Source organism: Aquimarina algiphila (assembly GCF_007489275.1).
In the GTDB taxonomy this organism is placed as follows: domain Bacteria; phylum Bacteroidota; class Bacteroidia; order Flavobacteriales; family Flavobacteriaceae; genus Aquimarina; species Aquimarina algiphila.
Genome location: NZ_VLNR01000045.1, coordinates 22,483 through 34,861, shown reverse-complemented (window position 1 = coordinate 34,861; position 12,379 = coordinate 22,483). Strand labels below are relative to the sequence as shown.

At 32.9% G+C, this 12,379-nt stretch carries 7 protein-coding genes; 6 read left to right on the top strand and 1 reads right to left on the bottom strand.

Annotated features, from left to right (window positions below; genetic code table 11):
- Positions 1-50 precede the first annotated feature (50 nt).
- The 4 genes from FOF46_RS19300 to FOF46_RS19285 all read left to right on the top strand — a co-directional run bounded on the left by FOF46_RS19300 (position 51) and on the right by FOF46_RS19285 (position 6,321).
- Positions 51-1,100 carry a glycoside hydrolase family 130 protein gene (locus FOF46_RS19300; protein WP_109438960.1) on the top strand — a complete coding sequence of 350 codons (1,050 nt, stop codon included), beginning with the start codon at positions 51-53 and terminating at the stop codon, positions 1,098-1,100.
- Positions 1,101-1,106: 6 nt separating this feature from the next.
- Complete coding sequence (locus FOF46_RS19295; RefSeq protein WP_143917574.1) at positions 1,107-2,678, top strand: hypothetical protein; 1,572 nt, start codon at positions 1,107-1,109, stop codon at positions 2,676-2,678.
- A 59-nt stretch (positions 2,679-2,737) separates the two neighbouring features.
- Positions 2,738-4,333 (top strand): sodium:solute symporter, encoded by a 1,596-nt coding sequence (locus FOF46_RS19290; protein WP_143917573.1) that lies wholly within the window; start codon positions 2,738-2,740, stop codon positions 4,331-4,333.
- A 188-nt stretch (positions 4,334-4,521) separates the two neighbouring features.
- Entirely contained in the window at positions 4,522-6,321 is a 1,800-nt protein-coding gene (locus FOF46_RS19285; protein WP_208746798.1) for a T9SS type A sorting domain-containing protein, read from the top strand.
- 627 nt (positions 6,322-6,948) lie between these two features.
- On the opposite strand, the gene FOF46_RS19280 is transcribed toward FOF46_RS19285, so the two are convergent.
- On the bottom strand, positions 6,949-9,669 hold the full coding sequence (locus tag FOF46_RS19280; protein WP_109438964.1) for a T9SS type A sorting domain-containing protein: 2,721 nt from the start codon (positions 9,667-9,669) through the stop codon (positions 6,949-6,951).
- 388 nt (positions 9,670-10,057) lie between these two features.
- Between FOF46_RS19280 and FOF46_RS19275 the strand changes: the two genes are divergently transcribed.
- Together FOF46_RS19275 and FOF46_RS19270 are read left to right on the top strand one after the other, a co-directional pair.
- The gene (locus FOF46_RS19275; RefSeq protein WP_143917571.1) at positions 10,058-10,879 is read left to right on the top strand and encodes a class I SAM-dependent methyltransferase; all 822 of its coding nucleotides are present in this window, start codon (positions 10,058-10,060) and stop codon (positions 10,877-10,879) included.
- 342 nt (positions 10,880-11,221) lie between these two features.
- Complete coding sequence (locus tag FOF46_RS19270) at positions 11,222-12,379, top strand: hypothetical protein (protein ID WP_143917570.1); 1,158 nt, start codon at positions 11,222-11,224, stop codon at positions 12,377-12,379.

Here is a 12,379-nt window from a genome sequence, read left to right as displayed (position 1 = left end):
AAACATATTAAACTTGTCTATGGTTATTTACACTAAAAAAAGATCAAAAAATGTCTCATGACAATACTATCCAGCGACAGATAGATACATTTCGCTTAGAAAAATATATAAACAATCCTATTTTAAAACCAAACTATACAAATGACTGGGAAAGCCTTGTAGTTTGCAATCCTGGAGTATGGTACGAAAACGGGAAATTCTCCATGTTATATAGAGCTGCTGGAGATGACGAAGAACACTATATAAGATTTGGCTTGGCAGAGAGTACCGACGGAATTAATTTTACAAGAGTATCTGATCAACCTGTATTTTCACCAAGCGTTGATGGCCCTGATATGGGAGGAGTAGAAGATCCTCGTATTGCTAAATTTGGAGATGATTTCTATATTACATATGCTTATAGACCATTTCCTCCAGGACAATATTGGAAATTTGAACATGATGTCATTCTTCTTCCAGAATCTGGAGAAGATACTCCTTTGGTATACAAAAAAAACATAGCAAACTCTGGTCTGGCTATTTCTAAAAATTTAAAAAAATTTAAACGCTTGGGAAGAATTACATCTTCTCATCTAGACGATCGTGATGTGATTCTTTTTCCTGAAAAGATAAACGGTAGATTTGCAATGTTACATAGACCGAAAGAATGGATTGGTGAAAAATATGGTGTAGATCAACCTGCCATCTGGATTCGATTCTCTGACGATCTAATGGTGTGGGAGGAAGAAAGCACTCTACTTTTTGGAGGAAGAACAGGGACTTGGGAAGAAAAAATTGGAGGAAGCACTCCCCCACTTAAAACCAAAGATGGTTGGTTAATCATATATCACGGAGTAGAAAATGGAGGTCAGGGATATTACAGAGCAGGAGCAGCTTTATTAGATCTTTATGACCCAACCAAAGTAATAGGAAGGTTATCAGATTGGATTATGGAACCTGAGCATGATTATGAATTAGAAGGATATTATAAAGGTTGTGTATTTCCTACTGGGAATGTCATTATTGATGATACATTATATGTCTATTATGGAGGAGCCGATAAATACATTGGTTTAGCAACCTGTAGTGTAAATGAACTGCTAAAACAACTAAAAAAATAATTTTCAATGAAAAAAGCAGCAATCAAAATCATTCTATTTTGTCTCTTTTTCGGGAATTTTTCCTGTAAAAATGAAATAAAAGAACCAAAACCAGTGGATGCCACCATTTCATTTTTAGAACAAAACACTATAGATTTTCCATTTATTGGACATGGTGTACAATGGTCTGCGTATCCACATGCCGACTCCGAGGACGCAGAATGGGGGTTTTTAATGACTGATGAAAAATGGGAAGAGTTATATCGAAGACTAGACTATGTAAATCCACATATTATTAGAGTGATCGATTCTGCTGGTTGGCGCTATTATAAAGGTCTAGATAAAAAAGGAAATCCAATTATAGACTACAATTCACAAGAAGTAGCAACACTATATAAGCTATTGGATTATTGCCAGAAAAATAATATCACTGTATTATTTGGCGAATGGGGAGCTCCTGATTTTGGAAGAGAGGATAAAAACATCCCTTATATTCAATTAGCAAATGATGATCGATGGATTTCGATGATATCAGGTTTTTTACAACATTTAATTATAGATAAGAAATATACTTGTATTACCTACTATAATTTGGTAAATGAGCCAAATGGTTATTGGGCTTCCACAGATGGTGACTGGGATCAATGGAAAAATGGATATCTCAAATTAGCGGCAAAATTTAAAGAAACAGGCTTAGATAAATACGTACAACTTGCAGGTCCGGATGCAGTAGTACAATGGAATCATCCTACTCATCCTAAAAAAGCTATAGATTGGGTATATTCTACTGTTAGCGAACTCGATAGCGTAACTGCTTCTTATGATATTCATATTTATGCTGATCAACATCTGGTAAGAACAGGAAATTTAGAACGATTTTTACTCCCAATGGCAAAAGCAGCTCAAGATCAAAAGAAACCTTTTATTCTTGGAGAATTAGGAATGAAGTATACAGGTGAACTAAAAGAAGAAAATACAAAAAGAGGGCAAGCCGATCCATACGCCGGTGCAGATGACTCTAGCATGTTTGTCTATGATTATTTTTATGGAGTAGATATGGCTGATGCAACTGTACAAAGTATGTTAGCCGGTTTTGGTAGTGCAATTGCATGGGATCTCGATGATGCCATGCATACCGTTGGAGATTTAGGAGATAAAACTCAATTAAAAAAATGGGGAATGTGGAATATTTTAGGAAAAGAGCTAACGGGTGATATCAAAGAGTTAACTCCCAGGCCTTGGTCCTATACCTGGACATTACTTTGTAATTTATTACCTCCTGGATCAAGTATTATAGAAGGCGCTGATTTACCAGAAGATGACAAAATAAGATGTGTCGCAGCAAAACATGAGGATAATTTTACAGCAATTGTTGTAAATCAATCCAAAGAAGAAAAAAAATATTATCTAAAAACCGATATTTCTATTGCTGAAAAAACAGTATTTCTATATGAATATTCAGAAAATAACAGGCCTGTAAATGCTTCAGGATTTCCCACTATGACAAAGGTACTAACAGATAAAATAGATGACCAAGGTGTTTATATTGAAGTAAAGCCTAATAGTGTCGTATTTGTAAGCACTATAGTTGTAAAGTAGTGAATATTATACCCAATTTAAAATCTTCTAAGAATTCAATTACAATATTAAAGTAAATTATGGGATACAATTTAGAATTAATAGATATTTTAGTTTTAGTCATATACTTCATTTTTGTAGTGTGGTTTGGTTTAAGGTATTCTAAAAAAGGTAGCTCTTCTACAGATAATTATTTTCTTGCTGGACGAAATATGACATGGCCCATTATTGGTTTCTCTTTATTTGCTGCTAGTATTTCCAGTACCACATTAATTGGTAAAAGTGGAGATGCCTATTCAACAGGAATTGCTGTTTTTAATTATGATTTAATTTCTGTTTTGGTAATGGTCTTTTTTGCCATGTTCTTTTTACCATTTTATATCAAATCAGGAATCTTTACTATTCCAGAATTTTTAGAAAAACGTTTTGATGTTCGGTCTCGGTATTATTTTTCTTTTATAACGCTACTTGGGTCTACTTTCCTTGATGCTGCTGGAGCTTTGTATGCTGCCGCATTGTTAATGAAATTGGTTTTTCCTGCTCTAAGTATTATAGAGTTATCTGTAATATTTGCCATTATTGTAGCTGCATATACTATTCCTGGAGGATTATCTGCAGCAATAAGAGTCGACTTAATACAAGGTATTATATTACTAGTGGGTACATTTATTTTGACATTTTTAGTGATGCAAAATGGAGGTATTGATTATCTAAAAGAACTTTTATTGAAAGAAGACTTAATGATGAAACTCATTAGACCAATGAACGATAGTTCTGTACCATGGTTAGGAATGATAGTAGGAATTCCTATTCTAGGATTTTATTTCTGGGGAAACAATCAAGTATTAGTACAAAGAGTACTTACAGCAAAATCAGTAGATCATGGTCGAAAAGGTATTCTTATGGTAGGTTTTTTAACAGTTCTAATCTTATTCGTCATCATTTTTCCTGCTGTCATTGGTAAACATTTATTTCCTGGCTTAGAGAAGAATGATATGATATATCCAAAATTAGTGATAGAAATAATGCCCGTTGGAATCTTAGGGCTTATGTTGGCAGCTATGGTCGCTGCACTTACCTCTTCGTTAAGCGCATTATTGAATTCTGTAGCTACTTTATTTACAATGGATTTTTATGTTAAAGCAAAAAAGAAGACTTCTCAAAAAGAGCAAGTCATTGTAGGTAAAATTGTTTCCATAATAGTCCTAATTCTAGCTTTGGTATGGATACCTTTTCTTGCAAAATTTGATTCTCTATTGAAATACTATCAAGAGATGCTTACGTATATAGCACCGCCAGTGGTAGCTGTATTCTTTTTGGGAATCTTTTGGAAAAGAATAAATAGACATGGAGCCTTTTGGGGACTTATGGGAGGAGCATTAATGGCTATAACAACTGTATTTCTTAAAATAGTTTTTAATTATGAACTACTTGGAGATTTTCATTTTCTTTTAAAAGTTCCTTTTTATTTTATAGGTAGCAGCTTGATTATTATTATAGTGAGTTTATTGAGTACGCCTGATGATTCAGAAAAGATTAAAGATTTTATCTGGACACGAAAAATATATCAGGAAGAGACTGAAGAATTAAAAGGAACACCTTTTTATAAAAATTTTAGATTTTGGTCAATAGTTTTAATCGTCTTCTGTTTTACAGTATTGTTTATGTATCAGTAAAAATGCTATCATTTTAATAAAAAATTCATGATAGTACTACCTATAAGCATAATACAATCACTTTTACCTATAAATAACAATTAGTTTTATACAAAGAATTTAAACCCTAAATTATGAATTATAACATTACTAAAAATCTATTTTTTACTTTGAAAAGCATCCATTTAAGGATGCTAATACTCTTTTTTTTGTCCTTTACAAGTTTTATTATTCAGGCTCAAGATCCGGGAGCACCTACTGGATTATCTATTTCTAATGTAACCTCTACAGGGTTTACTCTTACTTGGGATGCGCAACCTACGGCCACAGGAACTAATATTTTCATTGTAGATCCTGCTGCCAGTAGTGGGGATGTATATATTACAACAGTAGCTGCTGGAGTCAATACTTTTGATTATTCAGGCACTTATGGTTCTATAACCATTCAGGATGGTGTAACTTACCTTGCTAAAATTCAACCTTTATTAGATCCTGATTTTAATAATTATGCTGATACTAGTGTAACTACTGCTGCTCCTACAGCAGACCCGGGAGCTCCAACGGGATTGGCAACTTCCAATATCACTTCTACTGGTTTCACACTTACCTGGGATGCAGATCCTAATGCAACTGGAGGAACTAATATTTTTATTGTTGACCCTGCAGCTAGTAGTGGAGATGTTTATGTCACCACAGTAGCAGCTGGAGTTAATACTTTTGATTATTCAGGTACTTATGGCTCTGTTAACATTCAGGATGGGGTGACTTATATTGCAAAAATACAAGCATTACCCGATGCTGATTTTAATGCTTATGCAGATGTATCTGTAACTACTGGCGGAACTCCTCCTCCTGTTGATCCAGGAACTCCCACTGGATTAACCATTTCTAATGTGACAGCTACTGGTTTCACACTTACCTGGGATGCAGACCCTTTAGCCATCAATGGAACTAATATATTTATTGTAGACCCAGCAGCTAGTAGTGGGGATATTTATATTACAACCGTAGCAGCTGGAGTTAACACTTTTGATTATTCTGGTACTTATGGCTCAGTCACAATACAAGATGGAATGACATATCTTGCCAAAATACAAGCATTACCAGATGCCGATTTTAATGCTTATGCAGATATTTCTGTAACTGCAAGTACTCCACCACCACCTGTTATTGAACCAGGAAAACCAACAGGTTTATCCATTTCTAATATCACTTCTTCTGGTTTTACACTTACCTGGGATACAGACCCTTTAGCCACAAATGGTACGAATATTTTTATTGCAGATCCAGTAGCTGGTAGTGGAGATGTATTTATCACAACTGTAGCAGCCGGAATTAACACTTTTGATTATACTGGTACTTATGGATCTATAACCATTCAGAATGGAGTAACTTACCTTGCTAAAATTCAAGCCTTGCCAGACACGAATAGCAGTGCATTTGCCGACATAGAAATTACTGCTCGTGATATTTCAGACCCAGAAACACCAACAGGATTACAAGTTTCTACTATTACAGCGACAAGTTTTACCATTAATTGGGATGCAGATGCTAACGCTACCGAAGGATTTAATGTTTTTATTACCGAGCCCGGTGTTAGCAGCCAAGATATATTTGTAGCGAATATTCCTGCTGGTTCAACAAGCTTTGATTTTTCTGGTACATACGAGTCCATTACAATTCAGGATGGAAGAACTTATCTTGCAAAAATACAGGCTTTACCAGATGCTAATAGTAATGCTTTAGGTAGTATTGAAGCTACACTTCCAGAATGCCCTGCTGGTAATACAATGAGCTTATACCCTATTCCTGCAACAGATATTGTAAATGTTTTAAACCATGGTTCTTCTGTTATCAAAAAAATGACGTTGACTAATACTAATGGTGAAATAATAAAGATATCAAATGATGCGCAACTAAATATTAATGATGTTGTATCTGGATACTATTTTGTTATCATTGAGGATCAAAACAGAAATAAAACCGTAAGAAAAGTAGTAAAACAATAATAGTTATTATCTACTTTTATTTGTTAGAGTGTCAATTTTTAGCAGAATGTAGTCATTTTTACAACTAAGATAAAGTTATTTTTACGGCGAAAAATCACCTCTAAAATTGAGGTATTTAGAACACTAAAAATCTTTTTTTGTCTTAAAACCTGTGCCTCTTGGCATTCTGTATCAGCAGCATCCCTACTTATGTTCAGGATCCAGGGGCACCATTTAGAATTAATAAAAAAGATTACATTATCAATTAAATAGAACAGATTAAATTGTCAAAATGTGAAGCCTTACTAGAGAAGTAAGGCTTTTTTTTATGTTTAATTCGTTAAAACATGAAACTATTTTTAGTTCTTAGAGTGTCTATTTTTAGCAGAATTTAGTCATTCTCACATTGACATTAAGTTTAATTTTACCCAAGAAGATGAATTCTCGATTTAGGAATTTTAGAATTAAACATCTTCGCCCCAAAAATTAAGTGCTTCTGGCTACCTTTTCTTCCCCCCTTAAATTTATTTTCCAATTTATAGGTTTGTTTCAGAGGCACTATCTGGGGTTAATATCTCAGTTTATATATTATCATCAAAAAAGCTACCTTGAGTTAACAGGTAGCCTTATTGATTGGCTGATAATTACTTATTTTTTAATCAACTTAATCATTGGTGCATTATCTACAGAAATAAAATACATACCTCTGCTTAAACCTGTGACATCTATTATATTATCAATAGCATTCGAATTTATCTTTTTTGATATTATTTCTTTTCCACTGAGGTTTAAAATACGCACATGAGCATCCTCGCTTAAGTTATAAATTGTAAATTTATCAGCAACTGGATTAGGCGCTATTAATAGATTTTGTTTATTAAAATGTAAGGACCGGTTTACTTTTTTATTTTCTGTTACCGTTACATTATTAATCTGGTCTGCATCTATCGCTTCTTGCCAATTTGTACCTAAAGGTCGTATATGCGTTTTAAATATATACCCAGATCCTGGTACTGGTGGTGAAGCTAAATTAACTGTGATTGATTTTACCCCTCTTCCCATAGGAACTATCCCTTTTTGCTGTCCCATCCAATTAGTAGACGACCAAAATTCTACTACTATTTCTCGATCTGTTGATGCCTCATAATCCAAATTAAAAGTATAAGAAGTAGTTGATGGAATTGCGGTTGGTGCATCCTTAAACGATACAAGGTCATCATACTCTATTACCTCCGAAATTATTATGTTATCTATTTGAGCCGTATCTAAAACTTTTTCCCCATTTGACCCAATCGGTCGTATATATGCTTTTAAAGAATATTGATCCCCTGGGACAGTAGGAGATTTTAATCTTAACATAATGGATTTTGATCCAAAACCAGCGGGAACAATTAACCGTTTACTGCTCGCCAATTGACCTTTTGGAGACCAAAATTCTGCTACAATCTCTCTATCTACTGTTGCTTCATACTTAACATTTATACTGTATCTATCGGCTATTGGAAGTGTTTTAATAATTTCAGGGAAAATAATAGAATCCTCACCCCCCACTACATCTTTATCGTACTTTTCGACTTCTAAAATCATAGAACTTACTCTTCCCCCACTATCAGGAAAGTTTACTGTAATTGTATTATCAACTTTTAATAATCCCATTGGAAAAGGGACATCTATTGTCCCAAAAAAATCATCTCTGTTTTTTTGGTCATACCCCTTCCAATTCGAAGGCACATGTACTTCTATACCATTTATTTTTACTATTGGAGATTTAGACTTATTATGTTTTCTTCCGATTGCCATTTTTAACGTAGCATAGCCGCTCCCAATATTCACGCCATTGTAAGCAAAAGAAATTTCTGTATTTGCTTCAATTTTCTGTAGGTGTTTGTCTGAGTAGTAGTTTGTACTTCTAATTGCATTTGAAAATACTAATGTAGTACCAAATGTATATTCTAAAACAACGGTTTCATTAGGAATTAACACTATAGTATTAGGTATTTTTTCAATTTCAATATCTGTATATACTGGATTGGCATTGTCGTAAATCTTTAAACTTTTAACTCTTACCTTTTCTACACCTTGTAAATCAGAAATCATATTTAATGTAATGCTTTGTGCCGTATCATCCAGGTTATTTAATGCTACATAAACCTTATTATTTTTAGTAAAACCATGAATTTGAACATCGGGATTACTACTATTTACGTGGATTCTTTTTCCTTCTACATCAGACCATAATTTATAAAAATCTATTTTGGATGTATAACTCCAATCTGCTAAGATTGGTCTATTAGGGTTATCTGTAGGTATTATAGTCAATGGTCTCCATAGCGCCGGAACGTAAGTTTGATAATTGTTTGAAGCATTTATGTACCACGTCGCTTTACCTGTAATAAAAGGGATTGAAATTGCCATTCTATCTTCTCTATCTAATAGGTTAAACAAAATTGAGTTAATCGATTTTAGTGTCAGTGCACTTTTAATATCGCTATATCCCGCAGGATATCCTCTTTCTATCCCACCATACTCAGTAATGGCATGAGGTTTTACTACACCCCATTTGGTATAACTATAGGTCTCAATAAGATCTAAAATCGCTTCTGAATTACTTCCAGATCGTTTATTATCTTGTCCTGTAACATTAATCCCATCATAAAGATGAGTAGCAAAGGCGTCCATATGTTCTCCTGCAACATCCATAAACATTTTCATACGTGTATCCCAATGACCAAAATCCCAAAGCTCCATTGATGGCCAGGCACTAGAGTAACCAATTACCTTCATTTTTGCCAGCTCTGGTGTTTCATCAAACTTCTTACCAATAGCACCAAACCATTCTGCCATTCGAACTCTCATTTTTTGACCATCTGGTTGTTGTTCTGCAAATACAGCATCTCCAGAATGCACAAAAGGCTCGTTCATAGGTTCAAAAAACTCTGGTCGGCCGGTATCATTTACATGATTTTTATAATATTCTGCAGCCCAAGCTGCTCCAACCTCCTTACTTAAATTATACCGCACCACATTTCTAGGGTGTTCGGTAGCTATAAAACGAGTAACATTACGTGTTGTAGTATCATCAGAATTGTTATAAGAAGGATACTCCCCTACAACTCCGGTTTTACTTTTTGCATATGAGAATGCTCCCCAAAATCCTCTGCCGGGTGTTACATTAAAATCTGTATAAAGTTTTTTGTGATCAGTATCATTTGAATTACTATGAATGGTGAAATATTTGGTTCTATCAAGTTCTGATATTTCTCCTAAATATCGTTCTGTAGATATATCAACATCTACTTTCGTCTGTGCAACGACGTGCTGTAATGACAAGATTGCCATTACCCACAGGGTAATGTTTAGAGTTTTCATGTTTTTGTGTTTTAATTTTGTTACTGGTTAATAAATATTATGATATGAATAGTTTTATCTAGAAATGAAGAAACCTGTTACAAGTTTCAAACTAGACAAAATGCCTTATTTTCAATTAGATATTATAATTTAGCATTATCACAAAGTAACTATGACACGTTTTTTTTAAAGAGACTATCAAAAAAACATCAACATGCAGTTTAGGAAACATAATTCCCCAAATTAAAAAGAAGAAAAAAATAAACTGCTTAAAAGATTTGAAACAGCGCTTCTCTTTTTAAATTTCAATTTTACATTTAAAAATAATGAATATATTAACATTATGTATAAATTTTAACTAAATAAATACGGGTTTTTAACCTAAATCAGCAAAAGCCAGAATATCACTATGCAAATCCATGAAACCGCTTTTGTAGTATCCACCTATCGATCTTATTTTGAAGAAATCAGCAAAGATATTTATGCCAAATTATGGAATAATGAAGCAACTGATGCTTTGATACCCAATATTTTGGAAAGTATTTCTAAAGATGAAGCAATTTTACATAGTCTTAGAAATCGTTTTTTCTATGAACGAATGATATCTTTCTTTACTGAAAATAATGGGGGTACTCTTATCAATTTTGGATCTGGATTCAGTATGTATCAATTTTTGATAAATGATAATGTAAGCACTATAGAAATAGACCAAAAAGATATCATCGAATATAAAAAAGAAAGAATTGATGATTGGATTAATCAAGGTAAACTTCCTCGAAGAGAAATTCGTTATACCGCAATAGACTTCAATCAAAGTACTGAAGAAGAAATTATTGATACACTTCAGCCTTTAATCAAAAAAAGGCCCGTTTTTATTCTAGTCGAAGGAGTTTTATTTTTTTTAACTTCAAAAACCACTGATAAACTTTTTAGAGTTTTCAATAGACTACAAAATCAAGGAGGTTTAGTAGGTAGTGTAAGTTACCTTCCTGAAGTTAAAGAAACTTCGGTATATAATCGTTTACTTCATTATTTTGACAGTAATAACAACACCAATGATTCATTTAATCATCAGACGATAACAAACTCATTTTACAAAAATATAGAAGGTTACCTTTTGGAAGAGCATATAGACGAATTCGAACTAGCTAAAATTTATGCTCCTGATAACATCATTAAGAGTAAAACTGATATTCTTAATGAGAATATGTATATTTTACGTAAAAGTTAGATGTTGATGTTTTTTTCATTTCTAAAACAAAATTGTATCATTATTTTTTCCAAAATATTCTTATTTCGAATTATTTTTTTGTGTTTCATTGAGAATTGAAAATCGAGTATGTTTTTATGTGGGAAATTTCCCCATACCTGTGCAATGTTTTCCGATCTCCTAACAGCTTTATTTGCCTTTAAGCATAAAACTGATCATTGTCTGTAAGAATAACATTATACACTGAAAACCAAGCTTATACGTTGATTTTTATTAAACTTTTTGGTGACTTCAATAATAAATTCTTGTTAACTTTGCCCAAAAGTAAATTAGTAAAATATAAATTAATCAAAATCACTTATTATGAAACAAAAGTACTTATTGGGGTATTCTTTTATTGCTTTATTTTTAATTTTTGCTTCTTGTAGCAAAGATGAAAATGAAATCGTTGAAAATGGAATTGTGGAATCTGAAAAAGTTACATTAGAGCCTGATTTTATTGAAAATGATGGATCAGAAGGAATAGAAGATGAAGTACAATTAGAAGAAGAGGAAGCACCTTCTTTAACAGAAAATAACTCAAAAACTTACGGTCACCGTAGATATAAATTACTTACTCCGTCAGATGTAACTCCTGCAGATTTAGAAGCATGTGGTCAAACGACAACTATGCCATTATTGGTAGGGTCTAGAAAAATAGAAGTTGGTAACGTTAACGTATCTAATGATGAGGAAAATTTATACTTAACCTTTAAGGCTAATAGCAATTACCTTATGAAAAAAGTATATCTATATATTGGGGCAAAACAAAATATTCCTTTTTATTCTAATGGTTTTCCTAACCTACGTAAATTTAACTACAAAGCTTTTCCATACTATTTTGGGGGGATGAAAGAAGCTACTTATGTTATTCCATTATCTTCAATAGAATTAGATTGCTTCGAGATAGTAGCCTATTCTAAAATATACAGTAAGAAAAGTAATTGTTTCTATACTTCGTTTGCTTATGACCAAACTTTAGATCAAGAATATACTTATTATAATCATTACTATGGTTGTGTTTACTATGGTGATTGGATAAGATCATTTGAGTATTGCAAGCAAACATGTAAAGCTGATTGTACAGAAGTTTATGGATATCATGAAGATTGCGGAATCTGTGAAAATGGTAATCTTAATACATTCTTTGCATATTCTTTCCTTGATCGTAGAGGTGAAGCTGGTGTTGATGTAGAATTAATCACAAGTCCTGAGGGATGTGATATTACCAATAGTGAAGAAGTTGGACATATCAATATTTCTTCTATCAGTGAAACTAAGTTAAAAATAGAGTATCAACTAAGTACTGGGTATGAAATGTGTGAGTTAAGTTTTAGTTATGGTATTTCTAGATTTAATACTCCTAATAACTATTCTCAGCAATTTGACACTCCTACAACTTCTTATAGTTTTGAAATAGATAAGCTTACAGGAGCTAACATTTATTTAGATAGTAAGGCTCAAATTACTAGTAGTAATTAA

Bases quoted from the DNA above. Each gene is read 5' to 3' on its own strand.
- FOF46_RS19300 (WP_109438960.1), top strand. From the start codon at position 51: ATGTCTCATGACAATACTATCCAGCGACAGATAGATACATTTCGCTTA.
- FOF46_RS19295 (WP_143917574.1), top strand. From the start codon at position 1,107: ATGAAAAAAGCAGCAATCAAAATCATTCTATTTTGTCTCTTTTTCGGG.
- FOF46_RS19290 (WP_143917573.1), top strand. From the start codon at position 2,738: ATGGGATACAATTTAGAATTAATAGATATTTTAGTTTTAGTCATATAC.
- FOF46_RS19280 (WP_109438964.1), bottom strand. From the start codon at position 9,669: ATGAAAACTCTAAACATTACCCTGTGGGTAATGGCAATCTTGTCATTA.
- FOF46_RS19275 (WP_143917571.1), top strand. From the start codon at position 10,058: ATGCAAATCCATGAAACCGCTTTTGTAGTATCCACCTATCGATCTTAT.
- FOF46_RS19270 (WP_143917570.1), top strand. From the start codon at position 11,222: ATGAAACAAAAGTACTTATTGGGGTATTCTTTTATTGCTTTATTTTTA.